This is a genomic window from Bacillus sp. AR2-1 (assembly GCF_008368755.1).
Taxonomy (GTDB): domain Bacteria; phylum Bacillota; class Bacilli; order Bacillales; family Bacillaceae_G; genus Bacillus_A; species Bacillus_A wiedmannii.
Map to the genome: position 1 here is coordinate 138,702 of NZ_QORY01000019.1, position 20,215 is coordinate 158,916.

The window sequence follows — 20,215 nt, forward strand, 5'->3', positions numbered from 1 at the left end:
GGTGTGAAAAAGGTGCGATGTATGTAGTAGGCACCTTTTTTTACATGATTTGTAGACGGAAAATATATGTGGCAATTGCTATACCGAAGAATGCGATACTAAGCAATAGAAATAAGAATGACATTTCTTGTGGTGATTTTATCTTTTTATTATTCTTCATACTAAGTGCAATAATTGCGGCGATTAAGAAAATGATGCCCGTAATGAAAAGAAAAAGTGTCATTTTCATTGGCTCCTTTCATAAAACAAGTATATTGAGGATACAATGCACGAGTTATGTTTGTAAAGAATAAGTTTTGCGAGAAAATTGAGAAATAAAATTTCCATTCTTTGCGTTCTTTCTTTCGCATGCTAAAATTGACTAGATATGCTTGTTTAAGGAAGAGACTAAAGGTTTTATTGTATATAAGGAGGAACGACATATGACAGAAGTTAAAACAATTACTACAGAAGAAGTGCAAGAGCGTTTAGAAAATGGAGAAACGTTATTTTTAGTAGACGTAAGGGAAGATGAAGAAGTAGCGGCAGGGAAAATTCCAGAAGCTGTACATATTAAAATGGGTGATATCCCAAATAAAGTAGATTTCTTTGATAAAGAGAATGAATATATCTTTATTTGTCGCTCGGGAATGCGCAGTGAAAATGTATGCCATTATTTAAATGAGCAAGGATTTAAAACAATGAACATGGTTGGCGGTATGCTTCAATATGAAGGTGAAACGAAATAAGTAGCTAAAAAAACTTGAAACGTGTTTGTTTCAAGTTTTTTTCTTTTGCATACAGTGTACAAAAGGGGGATAGGTAAATGGGGATTAACTTGCGGAAAGTAAAAATTATTAATAATACAGGGGCTGTTAATGTCGGTGACTGTTATGATATCTCACCTTTAGCTGTAGCAAAAATATATGCAGGTGCTGGAGGATCGAGTGCGGCTATTTTTTTAAATGGGAAAAGGCAGCCAGAAGCGGTGATTCGAACATCAGTATTTCTTCCGCCATTAGCAACGAGTACACGTACATTAGGTTCATAGAGGAAAGGTAGAGTGTAATTATGCCTGCTCATATAAAAGAGTTTGTTATTGTGAATAACACTGGGAATATATTTACTGGTGATAATTTGAGTGATACGTCATTTACTGCTACGAAATCGTATAGTGGCTCAATGGGGTGCACTTGGATTGACGTTGTTACAGTAATAGGGACGGAGACGAAGCTTTGTTTACAGCCGGGTGATTCGGTGACGACAACATATACAAGAGGCACTCCTGCCGGTACTGTAACAGGAACAAATATGGGGCAAAGTGTAAATGCATCGAGTATAGCACAAGCTGTCCCTAATACAGATAATATGGATTCAATTGCTGGACTCCCTTAAGGATTTAAGGGAGTTTTTATTATTTCAAATAAAAATAGTCTTTGAGTTTGTTTTTGTAAATACATATTAAGAAGAGGTTTGTTTCATGTAAAAAAGATGGTGTGCAGGTGGTGAAAGTGTGAGAGAGCGCGATAAAAAACATTCATTAAACTCTAATTTCAGAATTTCACCAAATCTTATTGGTCCTACCTTTCCACCCGTTCCAACGGGATTTACTGGCATTGGGATTACTGGCTCAACCGGTCCCCAAGGTCCGACTGGCCCTCAAGGACCAAGAGGATTACAAGGTCTGATGGGGGAGATGGGCCCGACAGGACCTCAAGGTGTGCAAGGGATACAAGGACCAGTTGGACCAATAGGTGCAACAGGTCCAGAAGGACAGCAGGGGCCGCAAGGATTGAGGGGAGCACAGGGAGCTACAGGAGCGACAGGACCAGAAGGAGTGCAAGGGTTGCAAGGTCCGATTGGTCCAACAGGAGCGACTGGGACACAAGGTATACAGGGGATACAAGGGTTACAAGGTCCGATTGGAGCGACTGGACCTGAGGGACCTCAAGGAATTCAAGGTGTGCAAGGGGTACCAGGTGCAACCGGTCCACAAGGAATACAAGGGGCACAAGGGATACAAGGACCACAAGGACCGAGTGGAAGTGCGGGGACAACAGGAGCAACTGGTCAAGGGGTTACAGGCCCAACTGGAATAACAGGTCCAACAGGGATAACGGGTCCATCTGGAGGACCACCAGGTCCGACGGGGGCAACTGGTGCGACAGGTCCAGGAGGTGGACCGAGTGGAAGTACAGGTGCGACGGGAGCAACGGGAAATACAGGGGTAACAGGAAGTACAGGTGTAACTGGAGTAACGGGAAATACAGGACCGACTGGAAGTACAGGAGAAACAGGAGCACAGGGATTGCAAGGAATACAAGGGGTTCAAGGGCCAATTGGACCAACAGGTCCAGAAGGTCCGCAAGGTATTCAAGGTATTCCGGGGCCGACGGGCGTAACTGGTGAACAAGGAATACAAGGAGTTCAGGGAATTCAAGGGATAACAGGAGCAACAGGAGATCAAGGTCCACAAGGTATACAGGGAGCTATAGGGCCTCAAGGTGTAACAGGAGCAACAGGAGATCAAGGTCCACAAGGTATACAAGGAGTACCGGGTCCAACAGGAGAAACGGGACCACAAGGAGTTCAAGGGATTCAAGGCCCGATGGGTGAGATCGGACCAACAGGACCAGAAGGCCCAGAAGGACTTCAAGGTCCGCAAGGAATCCAAGGGGTGCCAGGACCAGCTGGAGCAACAGGTCCAGAGGGGCCGCAAGGTATACAGGGAATCCAAGGGCCAATAGGAGCAACAGGTCCAGAAGGTCCACAAGGTATACAGGGGGCTATAGGACCTCAAGGTGTAACAGGAGCAACAGGAGCACAAGGAGCAACTGGAATTCAAGGTGTACAAGGGAATATAGGAGCAACAGGTCCAGAGGGCCCGCAAGGAGTGCAAGGTACTCAAGGGGAAATAGGCCCAACAGGTCCAATGGGAATACAGGGCGTGCAAGGTATTCAAGGAATTCAAGGTCCAACGGGTGCGCAAGGAGTGCAGGGGCCACAGGGAATTCAAGGGGGCCAAGGTCCAACCGGAGTAACAGGAGATACGGGTGTAACCGGAGCGACAGGGGAAGGAACTACAGGCCCGACAGGAGTAACCGGTCCAACAGGGGTAACTGGTCCTTCTGGAGGACCAGCAGGACCGAGTGGTCCAACGGGGCCATCAGGTCCGACAGGAGTGACAGGTCCATCCGGTGGACCACCTGGACCAACAGGAGCAACCGGTGTGATAGGCTCAACTGGAGTGACAGGAGCGACAGGAGAAACAGGAGCAACTGGTGTGACGGGCTTACAGGGACCCCAAGGAATTCAAGGTGTTCAAGGAGAAATAGGTCCAACCGGTCCGCAAGGTGTTCAAGGTCCCCAAGGGATACAAGGAGTAACGGGAGCAACGGGAGATCAAGGCTCACAAGGAATCCAAGGCCCGCAAGGAATCCAAGGCCCAACCGGTCCACAAGGAGTACAAGGAGATCAAGGCCCACAAGGGATTCAAGGTGCGACAGGAGAAACAGGAGCACAAGGTCCACAGGGAATTCAAGGAATCCAAGGAGTGCAGGGGCCGACCGGTCCACAAGGCCCAACAGGAATTCAAGGTGTTCAAGGAGAAATAGGTCCAACCGGTCCGCAAGGCGTGCAAGGGTTGCAAGGTCCACAAGGCCCGACGGGATCCACTGGAGCAACAGGAGCGACAGGCCCACAAGGAATTCAAGGAGCACAAGGAATCCAAGGCCCAACGGGATCCACTGGAGCAACAGGTTCACAAGGCCCAACAGGGGACACAGGTCCAACCGGTCCAACTGGAGCTGGAGCAACCGGGTCCACTGGAGCAACGGGTGTGACCGGAGTTAGTACAACTGCAACGTATGCATTTGCGAATAATACATCAGGAACCGCTATTTCCGTTTTATTAGGTGGTACAAATGTACCATTACCGAACAATCAAAATATTGGACCAGGAATTACCGTTAGCGGAGGAAATACCGTATTTACGGTTGCGAATGCGGGGAATTACTATATAGCTTATACAATAAATTTAACAGCCTCTTTACTTGTAAGTTCTCGTATAACTGTAAATGGCAGTCCGCTTGCAGGAACAATAAATTCACCAGCAATAGCTACAGGTTCATTTAATGCGACAATAATTGCTAATTTGCCTGCTGGAGCTGCCATTAGTCTGCAGTTATTTGGATTAGTTGCAATAGCTACATTATCTACGGCAACGCCAGGAGCTACTCTAACTATTATTAGACTAAGTTAATAGGAAGAAAACCTTGGAGCTTTTATGCTTCAAGGTTTTTTATCCTGTTATTTGTAGGTAGTCTAATTGGTTAGGAAAGTTTCACTTTATTCACTTAAGCAAAAACATCGCAGTTCGAAAATATATTATAATAGAATGAAAAGAGAGAAATTTGACAGAAAGGGAGGGTGGCGATGCAGGAGATGGTTACAGATTTTTTTGGACGCCCACTTCAAGATTTGCGCATATCTGTCATTGATCGTTGCAATTTTAGATGTACATATTGTATGCCAGCGGAAGTTTTTGGGCCAGATTATGCTTTTTTGAAAGATGAGTTTTTACTGACGTTTGATGAAATTGAGCGTTTGGCAAAACTATTTGTTAGCATCGGTGTACGAAAAATTAGACTTACTGGTGGCGAGCCACTACTGCGTAAAGATTTAACAAAACTTATTGCTCGTCTCGTGAAAATTGAAGGGTTAGTAGATATAGGGTTAACGACAAATGCAATTCATTTAACGAAACAAGCAAAAGCATTAAAAGAAGCTGGATTACATAGAGTAAATGTTAGTTTGGATGCAATAGATGACGATGTATTTAAGGACATTAATGGTCGGAATATCAATACGAAACCTGTTATAAAGGGAATTATGGCTGCAAAAGAGGCCGGGCTTGATGTAAAGGTAAATATGGTTGTGAAAAAAGGGATGAATGAACATCAAGTACTTCCGATGGCTGCTTATTTTAAAGAGCAAGGAATCACACTTAGGTTTATTGAGTTTATGGATGTTGGTAGTACAAATGGATGGAACTTTGATCAAGTCGTTACAAAGCAAGAATTAATTGAAATGATTCATAGTGTGTATCCACTTGAGCCAGCTGAAGCGCATTATTTCGGTGAAGTTGCGAAGCGATATCGTTACGTTGGAACAAATATCGAAGTCGGTTTTATTACTTCTGTTTCAGAGTCATTTTGTTCCTCTTGTACGAGAGCAAGAATTTCGGCAGATGGAAAGTTTTATACTTGCTTATTTGCGACAGAAGGATTGGATGTAAGGAAACTTCTTAGAGGAAATCTTTCGGATGATGAGTTAGTAAGCGTTATACAAGATGTATGGATGAATAGAAAAGACAGGTATTCGGATGAACGGACAGAAGAAAGTGCAAAGAATCGTCCGAAAATTGAAATGTCTTATATAGGAGGATAAGAAAGGGGGCTATCGTATGCAGGAGCGATATTCAAGACAAATATTATTTTCTGGTGTTGGAGAAGAAGGTCAGAGAAAAATTAGAGAGAAGCATGTGCTTATTATCGGCGCTGGCGCTCTCGGGGCAGCGAATGCAGAAGCAATTGTTAGAGCAGGTGTTGGCAAAATAACAATTGCGGATCGTGATTATGTAGAGTGGAGTAATTTACAAAGGCAACAATTATATACAGAAGAAGATGCAAAGCAATATAAACCAAAGGCGGTAGCAGCAGCAGAGCATTTACAAGCGATTAATTCTGAGGTGAAAATAAATCCGGTTGTGACTGATGTAACAGTGCGAGAAATGGAAGAGCTAGTGAATGATGTAGATTTAATATTAGATGCGACAGATAATTTTGAAACGCGTCTTCTTATTAATGATATTTCACAAAAGTATAATATTCCGTGGATATATGGTGGTTGTGTCGGAAGCTACGGAGTAACGTATACAATTTTACCAGGAAAAACACCGTGTTTCCGCTGTTTAATGGAACATCCAGCGGGCGGGGCAACATGTGATACGGCTGGTATTATACAGCCCGCAGTACAATTAGTAGTTGCGCATCAAATAACGGAAGCGCTGAAAATATTAGTAGAAGACTATGGGGCACTTCGCGAAACGATGTTATCGTTTGATCTTTGGAATAATCAACAGATGGCATTTAAAGTGAATAGGCAGAAAAAAGACACATGTTTATCTTGCGGAAGATTACGTACATATCCGAGTTTAACATTTGAAGCACAAACAAAAACAGAAGTGTTATGTGGCCGAAATACAGTACAAATCCGTCCAGGTGTGCGGAATGAATTTAATTTAGAAGAAATTAAAAAGCGCTTACAAAGAAGTGTGGATGTAAAAGCTACTCCGTATTTATTATCATTTCCGGTGGAGGAATTTCGTTTTGTTTTATTTACAGATGGCAGGGCGTTCATTCATGGGACGAATGATATAAATATAGCAAAACGCTTATATACAAGATATATAGGTTGAACCTAAAGGGAGCCCTTTAGGTTCAACGGAAAGAAGATTAAGACTTTCTCGTATAATCTCCACTTTTTCCACCTGTTTTTTCAAATAAGTAAGTTTCGCCAATAATCATACCTTTATCAACAGCTTTGCACATATCGTACACAGTAAGAGCTGTAGCGGAAGCGGCTGTTAAAGCTTCCATTTCAACACCGGTGCTACCTTCTGTTTTAACTTTTACTTCAATAAGTAATCGATATTGTTCTTCGGATTGTTTCCAATCGAAAGAAACGTCAACACCTTTTAATAATAAAGGATGGCACATTGGGATAATATCAGAAGTGCGTTTCGCAGCCATAATACCTGCGATTTGTGCAACTGCTAATACGTCACCTTTCCCAATTTCATTGTGAGAGATTTTATCGTAAATTTCTTTTGTAACGACAATGCTCGAGCACGCAATTGCTGTTCGGACGGTTGCTTTTTTGTCACTTATATCAACCATCTTCGCGCGTCCTTGGTCATTAAAGTGTGTAAATGAAGACATGGAATTCCTCCTTGAAGTTAATTTCTATTTAATATATAAAGTTTAATCGAGATAAAAAAAATTGCAAATATGAGGTGAGAAACGATGATAGAAAAACGAATTCCAATTCAAGTTGCTGAGGCAGTAGAGAGAGTAATGGAATATGCGAAAAATGGTGAAGTAGAAGAGGTTTCTATTACGGAAAGTTACGGGAGAATTCTTGGGGAGGATGTTATCTCTGATCATGACGTTCCTCATTTCGATCGTTCTCCTTACGATGGTTTCGCGATTCGAGCAGAAGATACGAAAGAAGCACATCAAGAGAATGCGATTGAGTTTGAAGTAATAGGAGAAATCGGGGCAGGATCTGTTTTTACAGAAGAAGTAGGACATTTTCAGGCGGTTCGTATTATGACAGGAGCAGCTATTCCAGAGGATTGTAATGCAGTCGTAATGCTAGAGTTGACGGAAGGTTTTGAGAAGAACGGAAAAACATATATGAAGGTAAAGCGTCCTTTTCATAGTGGTGACAATGTGTCATTTAAAGGAGAAGATATAAAGAAAAATCAAGTTCTCGTTCAGAAAGGTGTTGCAATTAATCCAGGTGTTGCCGCCTTATTAGCGACGTTTGGATATAGTACTGTGAAGGTTGTAAAACAGCCTGTTGTTGGTATTGTGACGACAGGAAGTGAACTGTTAGAGGTACACGAGTCGTTACAGCCGGGGAAAATTAGAAATAGTAACTCGTATATGATTGCCGCTCAAATTATGAAAGTCGGAGGGAAAGTGCGTTATTATGGCCAACTTGCTGACGAGTTAGATGCATGCTTTGCAGCTGTTCAATCAGCGATGAATGAGGTTGATATTTTAATTACAACAGGCGGTGTGTCGGTAGGAGATTATGACTACTTGCCAGCTATTTATGAAAGATTACAGGCGAATGTACTCTTTAATAAAATAGCGATGAGACCAGGAAGTGTAACGACAGTAGCTGAAGTTGATGGAAAGTTACTTTTCGGTTTATCAGGAAATCCGTCAGCTTGCTACGTAGGCTTTGAGCTATTTGTGCATCCGGTTATAAAAACATATTTGTATGCGAAAGAACCCCACGTATATAGAGCAGATGCTATTTTACAAAAAGATTTTCCGAAGCCAAATCCGTTTACTCGTTTTGTAAGAGCAAACGTGACAATCGTGGACGGGGCATTACAAGCGATGCCGGTCGGTTTAGATAAATCGAGTGCGGTCTCTTCACTCGCCGATGCGAATGCTTTTATTGTGTTGCCTGGAGGAACGAGAGGATTTGAGGCAGGGATGAAAGTATCTGTATTATTGTTAGAGCACGACGAGGGATGTGATTGGCCATGGGCAAAGCCCCTTCAATCTTACAAATAGTAGGATATCAAAATAGCGGGAAAACAACGCTCGTTGAGAAAATTGTGTATGCATTAGCTGAACGAAACATGAAAGTTGCTACAATTAAGCATCACGGGCACGGAGGTTTTCCAGAAGTAGCGCAAAAAGATAGTGAAAGGCACCGAAAGGCTGGGGCTGTTGTCAGTAGTGTAGAAGGCGCTGGATTACTTTCACTGTCGTCATTAAGAGAGGAATGGTCCTTGCAAGAAATTATTCGCTTATATGAGTTTTTTGAAGTGGATACAATTTTAATAGAGGGCTATAAAAAAGAGAGCTATCCGAAAGTAGTATTACTTCGTTCTGCGGAAGACGTTGAACTTTTACATAAAGTAGAAAATATAGTAGCGGTTATTACGTGGCATGATGCACCTGCAAACTTACGAGAAGAATATAAAGTATTTCATATAACAGAAGAAGAGTTGTATATAGACTGGTTTATACAAACGGTAAGGAGTACGAAATGACAAATACGTATTATGAAGTAATTGATACAGAAATCTCGATTGAAGAGGTAGCAAAGAAGGTTATTCGCCGCGAATGCGGTGCTGTTACAACATTTATTGGAACGGTTAGGGAGTTTACGAAAGGGCGTCGTACATTATACTTAGAATATGTCGCTTATAAAACGATGGCAGAAAAGATGCTAGAGAAAATTGGCTCAGAAGTGAAAGAGAAGTGGCCAGGTACACACGTTGCGATTACACATCGCATCGGTACACTGCAAATTTCTGATATCGCGGTTGTTGTTGCTGTTTCAACACCGCATCGTAAAGCGGCCTATGAGGCGAATGAATACATTATGGAACGTATAAAACAAATTGTTCCGATTTGGAAAAAGGAGTTTTGGGAAGATGGAGACTCATGGATTGGTGATCAATTAGAAAAAACGCCATATCCGGCAGGGGAGCCTGGGAAGGAGCTGTAAGTATGATTCGAGTATTATTATTTGCGCACTTGCAAGAGGAAGCAGGAACAAGTGAATTACAAATAGAGAAAGAAAATATTACGGTTGCAGAGTTAAAAGATGTTGTTGCTAAAGAATATAATGTACCAGTGACAGCATCAACTATGGTTGCGATTAATGAAGAATATGCGAATGAAGATGATACGATCCGAGATGGTGATGTTGTTGCACTAATCCCACCAGTGAGCGGTGGTTAATATTGGATTCATTAAAACGACTTTCCTACATAGGGAAGTCGTTTTTTTATGGAAGTTTTGCGAACACTAACTTATAGAACAAGGAGGGTGTTATGAAAAAAATATGTGTAGTTATTACAATGCTATGTGCAATCTTTTTCTCTTCTCCAAGTGATTCTTTTGCGAAAGAATCGAGGGAGCAGCTGTTAGAGAGTGCATTATCAAATAGGTACTATTCAGTTATTAGACAAGTGACAGAAGATCAGTATGAATGTGCTTCCGTTATAAATATAAAACGTCTCGGTAAGAACGGTGAGTTCGTTCCTAGATTTGAAATTACGCTACAATTTCTTACGTTCCAAGGTGCACATAATCCGCCGAATGATAAAGTTACACTTATTTTGGAAGATTATTTAGATCACGTAAAAATAAAGAAGGTGGAGCGAGAAAAGAATGTTTCTGGTGCTATTGCAGAAAAAGTTTGTGAACGGGAAAAAGAAAAAATAAAAGCTCACTCTAATGATTCAGAGTGATAACTTATGACATTTAGTAAAGAAAGGTAATGAGCGATGGACATACTTTTAGCGATTTTACCGGCTATATTTTGGGGAAGTATTGTGCTATTTAACGTGAAACTGGGCGGGGGACCGTATAGTCAAACGCTCGGTACAACGTTTGGGGCACTTATTTTCTCGATTGTTGTTTATATTTTTATGAAGCCAGTATTAACTCCTACTGTTATTGGAGTTGGAATTGTGTCAGGTTTATTTTGGGCACTTGGTCAGGCGAATCAATTAAAAAGTATTGATTTAATGGGCGTTTCGAGAACGATGCCCATTTCAACAGGACTGCAATTAGTTGCGACGACTTTATTTGGAGTCATCGTATTTCATGAGTGGTCCACGACTATATCAGTCGTCCTTGGTGTTTTGGCTCTCGTTTGTATTATTATCGGTGTTATTTTAACATCACTTCAAAGTGAAGAAGAAAAGAGTGCAGAGCAGGCCGGGAATTTTAAAAGGGGCATTATCATTTTATTGATTTCAACAGTCGGTTATTTAGTTTACGTAGTAGTGATTAGGCTATTTAACGTAGATGGTTGGTCAGCTTTATTGCCACAAGCAGTTGGTATGGTGTTAGGGGGCGTTTTGCTTACGTTTAAACATCATCCATTTAATAAATATGCACTACGAAATATTATCCCAGGATTAATTTGGGCAGCTGGAAATATGTTTTTATTCATTTCGCAGCCGCGTGTTGGAGTGGCAACAAGTTTTTCGCTATCGCAAATGGGAATTATTATTTCAACGCTTGGCGGGATTCTTATATTAGGTGAAAGAAAAACGAAACGCCAATTAACGGGGATTGTTGTCGGTATCGTTTTTATTATCGCAGCCGGAATAATGTTAGGTGTTGCAAAAAGTTAAAGGGGGTATTGAAATGTATAGTGATTTAGCAGGAAAAGTTGTCGTTATTACAGGATCAGCAACTGGTCTTGGAAGAGCAATGGGAGTACGGTTTGCTAAGGAGAAAGCAAAAGTAGTAATTAACTATCGCTCACGAGAGTCAGAAGCGCATGATGTATTAGAAGAAATTAAAAAAGTAGGCGGAGAAGCGATTGCTGTAAAAGGTGATGTGACAGTTGAATCTGATGTCGTGAACCTCATTCAATCTGCTGTGAAAGAGTTTGGTACGCTTGACGTTATGATTAATAATGCAGGGATAGAAAACGCGGTCCCGTCGCATGAAATGCCGTTAGAGGATTGGAATAAAGTAATCAATACAAATTTAACAGGTGCTTTTTTAGGAAGCCGTGAAGCGATTAAATATTTTGTAGAACATGATATTAAAGGTTCTGTTATTAATATGTCGAGTGTTCATGAGAAAATTCCGTGGCCACTATTCGTGCACTATGCGGCGAGTAAGGGTGGTATTAAACTGATGACAGAAACGTTAGCGTTAGAATATGCACCAAAAGGTATTCGAGTAAATAATATTGGGCCAGGTGCAATAAATACGCCAATTAATGCAGAAAAGTTTGCTGATCCTAAAAAACGTGCTGACGTAGAAAGTATGATACCGATGGGCTACATTGGAAAGCCGGAAGAAATTGCAGCAGTCGCAACGTGGCTCGCTTCATCAGAAGCGAGTTACGTAACTGGAATTACGTTATTTGCAGATGGTGGAATGACTTTATACCCGTCGTTTCAAGCAGGTCGCGGGTAATATAAAAGGACAAAGAGGTTTATCTCTTTGTCCTTTTTTCTGCAAAAAAAATAGCGGTCGGCTATTTTAAATTTAATGATTAATTGTATCTTGAAGAAATTCTGTTGCTTGATGTTCAGAAACATTTTGCACAAGTGCAACTTCGCTAATCATCATTTTGCGTGCATTATCTAGCATTTGTTTTTCGCTCGCATTTAATGCTCTCTCTTTATTACGGCGAAGTAAATCGCGAACAACTTCTGCGCTATCTTGCAGATTGCCGTTTTTCATTTTTTCCATATTCATTGTATATCTCTGTTTCCAGGAAAGTGATGTGTCTGATTCCCCGTTTTGAAATTCAAGAAGTATAACATCTAATGTACCTTTATCTACGATATAACGAATACCTGATTTTTGTAATTGATCCATAGGAAGCATTATTTGCATGTCTTTACTAATGATACGTATCACACAATATTGACGTGTTGTTCCTAATATTTCTTTCTCTTCAATGGCTTCGATGACTCCTGCGCCGTTCATTGGATAAACGATTTTATCGCCAATTTGAAACAAATCATCCACCTCCATATGTGGTAACCACTTTTAATGATAGCACAAGTGAGTGAAAATGTCAAATTTTATATAATACCATAATGTTGATATTATAGTCAATAAGTAAAAACTCTTTTTTTTTTATATGTTTTTTTGCTCTTATTTATTGATGATTTTTTTGAAAAATAGTACAGACGAAGAAAGAAGGCATATCCACTTATTTTTAAGCATAAAATGTAAAATCGCTAATACAATATACCTAAATCCGTTCTTTGCAAGGGAGGGAGAGAAGGTGGGGCGCACAATAAGAATTGATATTACAAATAAAGTTGTAGCTAAATTTAGACCGGATTATTTGGAATTATATACGAGTAAATTTATGATAGGTAAGTTTTATGTCTATACTGAAGGTAAACAATATGTGTTAGAAGACGGATATATATATGAAGACGGAAAATTTTATCGCATCATAGATACGCACCGTGGCAATAATCAAGCGGCGGAGGGCTGCGATCTAGGATGGTGTTAACATGATTCGTGTGAAAGTGTTTGATGAAAGTCACGAAAAAGACTTAGAAGACGCTGTAAATGTTTTTTTGAAAAAGATTGATGATAGTAATTTTGTAGATATTAAGTACCAAGTCGGTGTTTCCATTAATGATGACGAAAACCAAATTTATTGTTTTTCAGCAATGATCGTTTATAAAGCATAAAAAAGAGCTGGGTGAGCCAGCTCTTTTTTATGTTTTATGTTGGGACAACATGTGTCGGTAATACGTTCATAATAGATTGAGTTGTGCCTAATTTCTTTTTCGCTAAAAGAGGCTCCCCTGTTTCATGGTTTTGGGCATCTGTACACATACCAAGGTGATAACGATCACCTAAAAATGGATCGATATAAAAACCGTTTTTGAATACTTTATCATTCGGATGTTTTTCATGGTGAATGTCAGAGCAATTAATGCAATAGAACATAGCTTTCATCCCCTTTTTATTTTTGTTTGAAAAAAGTGAGTTGGTAGTCATTTCGCTCCTAAGGAAATGTTGAGGAGAAGAGAAATAACTACCTACTCAAATGGTGGGCATATTCCTTCTGATTTTTCATATCTCGCGTAGTGTCCCTGAGGGAAGGAGGAGAGACGAAATACGCATGATATACGTAAGGCACTTCTTTCAAGATAAATGATGGAGTTTCATGTTGAGAGAAGTTTTTATTTTTTGTTGCCTTTGTGAGTATATTATGAGGGAATGCTCAGAGGGTGTTTGTCCTGTTGAAAAAATGTTGAGAATTTCTCAACAGTAAAAAATAACTAGCGTTGACATGAAACCAAAAGGTGTTATATCATTGAAGTATAACCAAAAGGTGTTATATTTAATTGCCGAATAAAGGAGAATGAAAATGGAACAACAAAATACATTAACTGATATTAAACAAACGATCGTTTTTAACGCGTCTATGCAAAAAGTATGGAATGTAGTATCAACTGCAGAAGGGATTGCGTCATGGTTTATGCCGAATGATTTTGTATTAGAGGTAGGGCATGAATTTCATGTGCAATCACCATTTGGCCCATCACCATGTAAAGTGTTAGAAATTGATGAACCAAACCATCTATCTTTCTCATGGGATACAGATGGCTGGGTCGTTTCATTTAATCTGAAAGACCTAGGAGATAATAAAACAGAATTTACGTTAATTCACGGCGGCTGGAAACATCCTGATGAAATTCTTCCGAAAGCGAATGCGAAGAGCTCTATTATTCGCGATAGAATGAGTGGCGGCTGGGTAGCGATTGTAAATGAAAAACTGAAAAAGGTTGTTGAAGGCTAAGTGTCTTCATCAGCAGCGAAATATGATGTATTTCAAGCAATTGCTGATCCAACCCGCCGAGAAGTAATACGGTTATTAAGTGATAAAGAGTTACCGATTTCCAAAATAACGGATCATTTTCCGATGAGTCGTACTGCGGTTGTAAAGCACCTTCATATTCTTTCGGAAGCGAATTTAGTAAGCGGAAGAAAAAGCGGAAGAGAGAAGATATATCGTTTGCATCCAGAACCATTAGAGGAATTACAACAGTGGCTCTCATATTATGAACGTTTTTGGGATAATAAATTATCTATGCTGAAACATATTGTGGAGAATGAAGAGTAAAAAGAGGATGACCAAAATGGTCATCCTCTTTATTATTGCTCACTTGTTTGAGTAGCTGGTTTTAATAAAATCCAAGCGATAATTAGTGTAAATACTGCTAATACGAAAGTACTCATATAAATGACGTGTACACTTGATGCTAATGCCTCTTGCGATTCGGTTACTACGTTTGCTGTAGTTCCTCCGTGTCCGCCACCAGATACAAGATCAAGGTTTTGAATACCGCGTGCATGAATCATCGTATTAAAGATTGTGCCAAAGATTGCAGCACCTAACGTTTGACTAAATGTATTAATAAATGTGTTTAAACCAACGGCTGTTCCGCGTGTATGAGCTGGTACGGCTGCTTGAATTGTTACCATATAAATAGGTGTCACAAGCCCCATTCCTAATCCGAATAATCCGACTGCTACATAGATAAGGAACGATGGTGAATTTGTTGATAATGTAAATAATAAGAACGTAGCGACTGATAAAATGCTAGCTCCAAGTAAAATGATTTGTTTCGTTTTTAATTTGCCTACTAAGTTACCAGAGAAAATAGCGCCAAATGTCCACATAACAGGGATTGGCATTAAAATAAGTCCGGCTTCTGTCGCATTTTTTCCTAATACACCTTGGCTCCAAATTGGAAGGTACATTGTAATACTAATGATCATTGCGCCAGCAATGAGCGTTAATATGTTTATTGTAGATAATGTACGGTTAGAGAAAAGTGCTAGCGGAATTAATGGTTCCGGAGATTTTTTCTCGATGAATAAGAAAATAATGAATGAAACGACGGCAAAGATTAATAGGCCGATAATTGTTATGTCGCCCCAGTTTTGCTTACTGCTACCTGTTAATAATGCATATAGTAGAGCGATCGTACTTAATGAGAAGACTGTTGCACCAAGATAGTCGATATGGTGTTTAGCGGGCTTAATAGATTCTTTGTAGTAAATGGCGATCATTAAGCAAGCGATAATTCCAAATGGGACGTTTAAGAAGAAAATATAACGCCAAGATAGAGAATCAACTAAAAATCCACCGACTAACGGTCCGATAACACCCGATACACCCCAAACGGCACTCATCCAACCTTGTGCTTTCGCGCGGTCTCTCGCTTCGCTATATAAGTCTCCAATAATCGTCATTGTGATCGGCATAACAGCACCAGCACCTATACCTTGAAGAGCACGGAAGAAGATTAATTGTTCCATTGATGTAACGACTCCGCAAAGCGCAGAACCGATTAAGAAGATTGTAGCTCCGATGAGTAAAACTTTTTTACGGCCGAATAAATCAGCTAACTTTCCGTATATTGGAGTCGAAACAGCTGTTGCAAGCATATAAATTGCATATACCCAACTAACAAGTTCGACGCCTGACAAATCACTCGTTATACGAGGGATCGCTGTACTAACAATCGTTCCTTCTACCGCAGAAAGAAACGTCATTAGCATTAAAGACATCATGACTTTTTTTCTCATATTTTTTCCCCTTACCCTTTTTCAAATATTCAACAATATAAAATATAAAGGTACTAAGGTATATAAAGCAACAAAAAAGCAATGGGAAGTTAGGAGGAGCGTATATTTGTCGTTCTTTGTCGGTAAGTTGATATATTTAAGAAAACGCCGATATATGTTGTAGAAACGCTGATATATTCGAGGAATCGCCGATATAATTGTAGAATCACTGATATAATTTCATATACCTAAAAAAAGAAACAGGAAGCCCTGTTTCTTTTTTAATATTGCATTTTCGCGTTTTCTCCAGCCGTTGTTCCGGCAATTCTACCAGTAACGAGAGCAGATGTAATATTATAGCCGCCAGTATAACCATGAATATCAAGAACTTCTCCGCAGAAATATACGCCGTTCGTGAATTTAGAAGACATTTCTTTCGGGTTAATTTCTTTAACGGATACACCGCCGCCAGTAACGAATGCTTTTTCAATTGACTGCGTACCATTTACATTCACAGTAAACTCTTTAAAGTCTTTCACAAGTGCACGAATTTTCTCGTGAGAAACTTGTCCAGCTTGTTCGCTGCCATCAATTTCATTCTTTTCTAATAAGAATAGGAAGTAACGTTCAGGAACATAACCTTTTAATACATTTTTAATCCCTTTTTTCGGATCTTCTTTCATTTGTTTCAGCATGCGCTGGAATAGTTGTTCACTATTTTCTTCTGGCAATGCATCGATACTCATTTGAATCGTATTCGTTTTAAACTTTTTCAGTGCTTTCACGACGAATTGGCTACAACGAAGAGCGGCAGGACCAGATAGGCCGAAATGAGTGAAGAGCATGTCCATTTTGTGAGAAATGATAGCTTTTCCTTTCGGGTTTAATACGCTTAAGTTAACATCGCGTAAAGCAAGACCTTGTAAGGAGCGATCACGAATAAATGGTTCGTTTGAAAGGATTGGTACTTCTGTTGGGAATAGCTCTGTAATTGTATGCCCAGCTTTTTCAGCCCAAGCGTATCCGTCTCCAGTAGAGCCAGTTTGAGGAACGGATTTTCCGCCAACAGCGATAACGACATGATTCGTTTCTAACACTTCGCCAGTTTGCAGTACGACTGCTTTCGTTTGACCGTTCTCATATTCAATTGTTTCAACGGGTGTATTCGTACGGATTTTTACACCTAAGTCTTTTAATCGTGTTAAAAGTGCGTCTACTACTGATTGTGCTTTATTTGATACAGGGAACATGCGACCATGATCTTCTTCTTTTAGTTGCACGCCAAGCTTTTCGAAGAATGTAATAATATCTTCATTATTGAAAATAGAAAAAGCGCTGTATAAGAAGCGACCGTTTCCTGGTATATGTTTAACGATCTCATCAAGTGGTAGACGGTTCGTTACGTTACAACGACCACCACCAGAAATCGCAAGTTTACGCCCTAGTTTATTTCCTTTATCAAGAAGTAAGACACTTGCGCCTTCTTCTGCAGCACCGATTGCAGCCATTAGCCCAGAAGGCCCGCCGCCGATGACAATAACATCATAATGCATAATATATCGACCTCATTTTCTACATTTCCTGCCTAAAAGAATAGCATGTTTTCCCTTAAAAGAAAAATAGAGTGAAGTACTGCTTAAGGAGAGAATTGTGGTACAATACAAAAGTTAGAGTTCAGCACTATCCTGCTATTTGTGGGCAATAAGACAAAAACCTTAAGATGTAAGAGAAATAAAAAGGGAATTTGGTAGCTCATAAATGCTCGAATAGTTCAACTAATAATCAGTGGGGAAGAACACCCACACTGATTAAAGTTTCACTTTATGTAGATGTAGGAGGATTTTTGTATGTCCGATTCGAAATTTCTGCGCGGAACGCTTATTGTTACGTTAGGGACATTTTTAGTAAAGTTCTTAGGCATGATTTACGTCTTTCCGTTTCATGCATTAGTAGGTACAGAAGGCGGAACGCTCTATACATATGGATACATTCCATATACGATCTTTTTAAGTATTGCAACGGCAGGGGTGCCGCTTGCTGTTTCCAAATTTGTTTCCAAATATAATGCGCTTGGCGATTATAAAACGAGCCGGAGAATGTTCCGTTCGGGAATGGTTATGATGATAGTAACAGGAGTTCTTTCGTTCCTAGTTCTATACATGACAGCGCCACTGTTTGCAGAAGCAATGCTTGGTAAACAAAGTATACACAGTAATGTAGAAGAAGTTACGACGATTATTCGTCTTGTAAGTTTTGCACTTATTGTTGTACCCGCAGCGAGTTTAATTCGTGGTTATTTCCAAGGTCACCAATCGATGGGACCGACTACTGTTTCGCAAATTATTGAACAAATTATTCGTATCGTCTTTTTATTAGCGGGTAGTTTTATCGTTATTAAAGTACTTGGCGGTACAGTTGCAACAGCAGTTGGGGTAGCGACATTTGCTGCGTTCGTTTCAGCAGTTGGAGCGCTCGGTGTACTCATTTGGTACTGGTTAAAACGTAAAAAACATTTGGATCAATATTTAATTGAACAAACTGTACCAGAATCGACAGTGAGTACGGTTCAATTATTTAAAGAATTATTTGCATATGCGATTCCTTACGTTGTAATTGGGTTAACAATTCCTTTATATCAACAAATTGATACATTGACATTTAACTCAATTATGCAAGCGATTGGCCAAGGTGATATCGCAGAGCGAGCGCTTGGTATTTTCACAATGTGGACGCATAAATTAATTATGATTCCTGTATCGCTTGCAACAGCGTTTAGTTTAACGCTTGTACCAGCGATTACAAAATCATTTACTGAAAAACAATACCGCTATTTAAAGTTACAAATTACACAAACATTCCAGGCAAATATGTTCTTAACATTGCCAGCAGTTGTCGGTATTTCAACACTTGCATATCCAATTTATACTGCGTTCTATGATTCAGATCCACTAGGTGGACAAGTATTAATGTGGTATGCACCGGTTGCGTTGTTATTCGCTTTATTTACAGTAACAGCAGCAATTCTGCAAGGGATCAATCAACAAAAACATGCGATTGTCGCGCTTATTATGGGTGTTATTTTGAAATTCGTATGTAACGTAATCTTTATTCGTTATTTCGGTACAGTTGGAGCGATTTTAGCAACTGCAGTCGGATTCTTAGCTTCAGTATGGTATACGAATCGACAAATCAAAAAACATGTACACTATTCATTTGGTGTTGTATATAAGAGAACTTTCCAAATTGCAGTATTAACACTTGTAATGGTCATTGCTGTAAAGTTATCACAATGGACTCTGTCCTTCATGATCTCACCTGATGGCCGAATGGGTGCTCTTATTACAGTTGTGGTTTGTGCAGGTATTGGTGGTCTTGTGTATGGATTGTTAGCAATTCGCACAGGAGTACTTGAACGAGTATTTGGCGGAGAAGCGTTAGAGAAAATCCAACGTAAACTTGGCAATAGATTCAAAATAAAGTTGAAATCAAAAGGGGCGTAATTACGTCCCCTTTTCTATGATAAACAAAGAAGGTGAAAAACGTGAGATTAGATAAATTATTAGCAAATATGGGATATGGAAGTAGAAAAGAAGTAAAGAAATTATTGAAAGACGGCGTTGTAAAAATTGATGGAACGCCAGTGAAAGATGCGAAGGTTCATGTAAATGTAGAAGAACAAGAAGTTATGATTCACGGAGAAGTTGTGGAATATAAAGAGTTTGTTTATTTAATGTTGCATAAACCACAAGGCGTTATTTCAGCGACAGAAGATGATAATCATGAAACGGTAATAGATTTATTAGAGTTAGAAGACGCAATCTTTGATCCGTTCCCAGTTGGACGACTTGATATTGATACGGAAGGTTTCTTATTGATAACAAATGACGGGAAGTTATCACATCAATTGTTATCTCCGAAAAAGCATGTGCCGAAAAAATATTATGCACACGTTGCAGGAGTAGTAACAGAAGAGGATGTAAAAGAGTTTGCTAAAGGTGTTATTTTAGATGATGGCTATGAAACAAAGCCAGGTGCACTTACAATATTAAAAAGCGATGAGATTTCTGAAATCGAGCTTGTAATTACAGAAGGAAAGTTCCATCAAGTGAAGCGTATGTTTGAAGCGGTAGGGAAAAAAGTAGTCTACCTAAAGAGAACAGAGATGGGACCATTAGTATTAGATGAAGAGCTAGAACTTGGACAATACCGAGAGCTATCAGATGAAGAAGTAGAAATGTTAAAAACATATCAAGTAGATACTGAGAAATAGTGCTGTTTTTGGCGCAGAAAAGACCCCTTTCTAACGAGTTAGAAAGGGGTATGTATTTATTTACATA

General features: G+C 39.7%; 25 protein-coding genes. 19 read left to right on the forward strand and 6 right to left on the reverse strand.

Annotation, left to right across the window (positions count from 1 at the left end):
- Window positions 1-40: 40 nt before the first annotated feature.
- Window positions 41-223: a hypothetical protein gene (locus DT250_RS22500; protein WP_000171896.1), complete on the reverse strand. Its 183-nt coding sequence runs from the start codon at window positions 221-223 to the stop codon at window positions 41-43.
- 199 nt (window positions 224-422) lie between these two features.
- Here DT250_RS22500 and DT250_RS22505 point away from each other — a divergent pair, with 199 nt between their 5' ends.
- The 6 genes from DT250_RS22505 to DT250_RS22530 all read left to right on the forward strand — a co-directional run bounded on the left by DT250_RS22505 (window position 423) and on the right by DT250_RS22530 (window position 6,457).
- Window positions 423-728: a rhodanese-like domain-containing protein gene (locus DT250_RS22505; RefSeq protein WP_000141210.1), complete on the forward strand. Its 306-nt coding sequence runs from the start codon at window positions 423-425 to the stop codon at window positions 726-728.
- Between the two features lie 77 nt (window positions 729-805).
- The gene (locus tag DT250_RS22510) at window positions 806-1,030 is read left to right on the forward strand and encodes a spore germination protein (protein WP_000512461.1); all 225 of its coding nucleotides are present in this window, start codon (window positions 806-808) and stop codon (window positions 1,028-1,030) included.
- 20 nt (window positions 1,031-1,050) lie between these two features.
- Window positions 1,051-1,374: a hypothetical protein gene (locus DT250_RS22515; protein ID WP_001110863.1), complete on the forward strand. Its 324-nt coding sequence runs from the start codon at window positions 1,051-1,053 to the stop codon at window positions 1,372-1,374.
- A gap of 118 nt (window positions 1,375-1,492) precedes the next feature.
- Window positions 1,493-4,240, forward strand: coding sequence for a BclA-related collagen-like exosporium protein (locus DT250_RS22520; protein WP_149213729.1), 2,748 nt, complete (start codon window positions 1,493-1,495; stop codon window positions 4,238-4,240).
- Between the two features lie 173 nt (window positions 4,241-4,413).
- Window positions 4,414-5,427: a GTP 3',8-cyclase MoaA gene (gene moaA / locus DT250_RS22525; protein WP_060486692.1), complete on the forward strand. Its 1,014-nt coding sequence runs from the start codon at window positions 4,414-4,416 to the stop codon at window positions 5,425-5,427.
- 16 nt (window positions 5,428-5,443) lie between these two features.
- A complete protein-coding gene (locus DT250_RS22530; protein ID WP_149213730.1) occupies window positions 5,444-6,457 on the forward strand; it encodes a molybdopterin-synthase adenylyltransferase MoeB in 1,014 nt (337 codons plus the stop codon).
- Window positions 6,458-6,494: 37 nt separating this feature from the next.
- On the opposite strand, the gene moaC is transcribed toward DT250_RS22530, so the two are convergent.
- Entirely contained in the window at window positions 6,495-6,980 is a 486-nt protein-coding gene (moaC, locus tag DT250_RS22535; RefSeq protein ID WP_000094144.1) for a cyclic pyranopterin monophosphate synthase MoaC, read from the reverse strand.
- A gap of 84 nt (window positions 6,981-7,064) precedes the next feature.
- Here moaC and moeA point away from each other — a divergent pair, with 84 nt between their 5' ends.
- The 7 genes from moeA (at window position 7,065) to DT250_RS22570 (ending at window position 11,741) form a co-directional block, all read left to right on the forward strand.
- Window positions 7,065-8,354: a molybdopterin molybdotransferase MoeA gene (moeA, locus tag DT250_RS22540; RefSeq protein ID WP_097856804.1), complete on the forward strand. Its 1,290-nt coding sequence runs from the start codon at window positions 7,065-7,067 to the stop codon at window positions 8,352-8,354.
- On the forward strand, window positions 8,324-8,839 hold the full coding sequence (gene mobB / locus DT250_RS22545) for a molybdopterin-guanine dinucleotide biosynthesis protein B (RefSeq protein ID WP_060486695.1): 516 nt from the start codon (window positions 8,324-8,326) through the stop codon (window positions 8,837-8,839). Before moeA ends, mobB begins: the two co-directional genes overlap by 31 nt.
- Window positions 8,836-9,300, forward strand: a complete 465-nt coding sequence (moaE, locus tag DT250_RS22550) for a molybdopterin synthase catalytic subunit MoaE (protein ID WP_000185929.1) — start codon at window positions 8,836-8,838, stop codon at window positions 9,298-9,300. The genes mobB and moaE overlap by 4 nt, the downstream gene beginning before the upstream one ends.
- 2 nt (window positions 9,301-9,302) lie before the next feature.
- Window positions 9,303-9,536: a molybdopterin converting factor subunit 1 gene (gene moaD, locus DT250_RS22555; protein ID WP_000621775.1), complete on the forward strand. Its 234-nt coding sequence runs from the start codon at window positions 9,303-9,305 to the stop codon at window positions 9,534-9,536.
- A gap of 92 nt (window positions 9,537-9,628) precedes the next feature.
- On the forward strand, window positions 9,629-10,048 hold the full coding sequence (locus tag DT250_RS22560) for a DUF3888 domain-containing protein (RefSeq protein ID WP_048540764.1): 420 nt from the start codon (window positions 9,629-9,631) through the stop codon (window positions 10,046-10,048).
- A 36-nt stretch (window positions 10,049-10,084) separates the two neighbouring features.
- Window positions 10,085-10,942 carry a glucose uptake protein GlcU gene (gene glcU, locus DT250_RS22565; protein WP_048540762.1) on the forward strand — a complete coding sequence of 286 codons (858 nt, stop codon included), beginning with the start codon at window positions 10,085-10,087 and terminating at the stop codon, window positions 10,940-10,942.
- A 13-nt stretch (window positions 10,943-10,955) separates the two neighbouring features.
- A complete protein-coding gene (locus DT250_RS22570; RefSeq protein WP_000286669.1) occupies window positions 10,956-11,741 on the forward strand; it encodes a glucose 1-dehydrogenase in 786 nt (261 codons plus the stop codon).
- A 72-nt stretch (window positions 11,742-11,813) separates the two neighbouring features.
- Here the strand turns inward: DT250_RS22570 and DT250_RS22575 are convergent, their stop codons facing one another.
- The gene (locus tag DT250_RS22575) at window positions 11,814-12,308 is read right to left on the reverse strand and encodes a CarD family transcriptional regulator (protein ID WP_000451450.1); all 495 of its coding nucleotides are present in this window, start codon (window positions 12,306-12,308) and stop codon (window positions 11,814-11,816) included.
- Between the two features lie 256 nt (window positions 12,309-12,564).
- Between DT250_RS22575 and DT250_RS22580 the strand changes: the two genes are divergently transcribed.
- Entirely contained in the window at window positions 12,565-12,801 is a 237-nt protein-coding gene (locus tag DT250_RS22580; protein ID WP_000533808.1) for a DUF2553 family protein, read from the forward strand.
- A 1-nt stretch (window position 12,802) separates the two neighbouring features.
- Window positions 12,803-12,985, forward strand: a complete 183-nt coding sequence (locus tag DT250_RS22585) for a sporulation protein Cse60 (protein ID WP_000621751.1) — start codon at window positions 12,803-12,805, stop codon at window positions 12,983-12,985.
- A gap of 34 nt (window positions 12,986-13,019) precedes the next feature.
- Here DT250_RS22585 and DT250_RS22590 read toward each other — a convergent pair whose 3' ends face one another.
- On the reverse strand, window positions 13,020-13,247 hold the full coding sequence (locus DT250_RS22590; RefSeq protein WP_000498995.1) for a DUF3973 domain-containing protein: 228 nt from the start codon (window positions 13,245-13,247) through the stop codon (window positions 13,020-13,022).
- 424 nt (window positions 13,248-13,671) lie between these two features.
- Here DT250_RS22590 and DT250_RS22600 point away from each other — a divergent pair, with 424 nt between their 5' ends.
- Both DT250_RS22600 and DT250_RS22605 read left to right on the forward strand, forming a co-directional pair.
- Window positions 13,672-14,103, forward strand: a complete 432-nt coding sequence (locus DT250_RS22600) for an SRPBCC family protein (protein WP_106382720.1) — start codon at window positions 13,672-13,674, stop codon at window positions 14,101-14,103.
- Window positions 14,104-14,427 (forward strand): ArsR/SmtB family transcription factor, encoded by a 324-nt coding sequence (locus tag DT250_RS22605; protein WP_000098837.1) that lies wholly within the window; start codon window positions 14,104-14,106, stop codon window positions 14,425-14,427.
- Between the two features lie 32 nt (window positions 14,428-14,459).
- Here the strand turns inward: DT250_RS22605 and DT250_RS22610 are convergent, their stop codons facing one another.
- Window positions 14,460-15,899: an MDR family MFS transporter gene (locus DT250_RS22610; RefSeq protein ID WP_001228003.1), complete on the reverse strand. Its 1,440-nt coding sequence runs from the start codon at window positions 15,897-15,899 to the stop codon at window positions 14,460-14,462.
- A gap of 260 nt (window positions 15,900-16,159) precedes the next feature.
- A complete protein-coding gene (locus tag DT250_RS22615) occupies window positions 16,160-17,431 on the reverse strand; it encodes a BaiN/RdsA family NAD(P)/FAD-dependent oxidoreductase (protein ID WP_000558876.1) in 1,272 nt (423 codons plus the stop codon).
- Between the two features lie 294 nt (window positions 17,432-17,725).
- Between DT250_RS22615 and DT250_RS22620 the strand changes: the two genes are divergently transcribed.
- Window positions 17,726-19,378 carry a putative polysaccharide biosynthesis protein gene (locus DT250_RS22620; protein ID WP_001284033.1) on the forward strand — a complete coding sequence of 551 codons (1,653 nt, stop codon included), beginning with the start codon at window positions 17,726-17,728 and terminating at the stop codon, window positions 19,376-19,378.
- 41 nt (window positions 19,379-19,419) lie between these two features.
- The gene (locus tag DT250_RS22625; protein WP_001234944.1) at window positions 19,420-20,148 is read left to right on the forward strand and encodes a pseudouridine synthase; all 729 of its coding nucleotides are present in this window, start codon (window positions 19,420-19,422) and stop codon (window positions 20,146-20,148) included.
- Window positions 20,149-20,215 lie beyond the last annotated feature (67 nt).

Excerpts from the sequence above, each read along its gene's own strand:
- moeA (WP_097856804.1), top strand. The coding sequence starts at position 7,065 with ATGATAGAAAAACGAATTCCAATTCAAGTTGCTGAGGCAGTAGAGAGA.
- DT250_RS22560 (WP_048540764.1), top strand. The coding sequence starts at position 9,629 with ATGAAAAAAATATGTGTAGTTATTACAATGCTATGTGCAATCTTTTTC.
- moaD (WP_000621775.1), top strand. The coding sequence starts at position 9,303 with ATGATTCGAGTATTATTATTTGCGCACTTGCAAGAGGAAGCAGGAACA.
- DT250_RS22510 (WP_000512461.1), top strand. The coding sequence starts at position 806 with ATGGGGATTAACTTGCGGAAAGTAAAAATTATTAATAATACAGGGGCT.
- moaA (WP_060486692.1), top strand. The coding sequence starts at position 4,414 with ATGCAGGAGATGGTTACAGATTTTTTTGGACGCCCACTTCAAGATTTG.
- DT250_RS22570 (WP_000286669.1), top strand. The coding sequence starts at position 10,956 with ATGTATAGTGATTTAGCAGGAAAAGTTGTCGTTATTACAGGATCAGCA.
- DT250_RS22610 (WP_001228003.1), bottom strand. The coding sequence starts at position 15,899 with ATGAGAAAAAAAGTCATGATGTCTTTAATGCTAATGACGTTTCTTTCT.
- DT250_RS22530 (WP_149213730.1), top strand. The coding sequence starts at position 5,444 with ATGCAGGAGCGATATTCAAGACAAATATTATTTTCTGGTGTTGGAGAA.
- mobB (WP_060486695.1), top strand. The coding sequence starts at position 8,324 with ATGGGCAAAGCCCCTTCAATCTTACAAATAGTAGGATATCAAAATAGC.
- glcU (WP_048540762.1), top strand. The coding sequence starts at position 10,085 with ATGGACATACTTTTAGCGATTTTACCGGCTATATTTTGGGGAAGTATT.
- moaC (WP_000094144.1), bottom strand. The coding sequence starts at position 6,980 with ATGTCTTCATTTACACACTTTAATGACCAAGGACGCGCGAAGATGGTT.
- DT250_RS22575 (WP_000451450.1), bottom strand. The coding sequence starts at position 12,308 with ATGGAGGTGGATGATTTGTTTCAAATTGGCGATAAAATCGTTTATCCA.
- DT250_RS22615 (WP_000558876.1), bottom strand. The coding sequence starts at position 17,431 with ATGCATTATGATGTTATTGTCATCGGCGGCGGGCCTTCTGGGCTAATG.
- DT250_RS22515 (WP_001110863.1), top strand. The coding sequence starts at position 1,051 with ATGCCTGCTCATATAAAAGAGTTTGTTATTGTGAATAACACTGGGAAT.
- DT250_RS22585 (WP_000621751.1), top strand. The coding sequence starts at position 12,803 with ATGATTCGTGTGAAAGTGTTTGATGAAAGTCACGAAAAAGACTTAGAA.
- DT250_RS22600 (WP_106382720.1), top strand. The coding sequence starts at position 13,672 with ATGGAACAACAAAATACATTAACTGATATTAAACAAACGATCGTTTTT.
- DT250_RS22620 (WP_001284033.1), top strand. The coding sequence starts at position 17,726 with ATGTCCGATTCGAAATTTCTGCGCGGAACGCTTATTGTTACGTTAGGG.
- moaE (WP_000185929.1), top strand. The coding sequence starts at position 8,836 with ATGACAAATACGTATTATGAAGTAATTGATACAGAAATCTCGATTGAA.
- DT250_RS22505 (WP_000141210.1), top strand. The coding sequence starts at position 423 with ATGACAGAAGTTAAAACAATTACTACAGAAGAAGTGCAAGAGCGTTTA.
- DT250_RS22500 (WP_000171896.1), bottom strand. The coding sequence starts at position 223 with ATGACACTTTTTCTTTTCATTACGGGCATCATTTTCTTAATCGCCGCA.
- DT250_RS22590 (WP_000498995.1), bottom strand. The coding sequence starts at position 13,247 with ATGTTCTATTGCATTAATTGCTCTGACATTCACCATGAAAAACATCCG.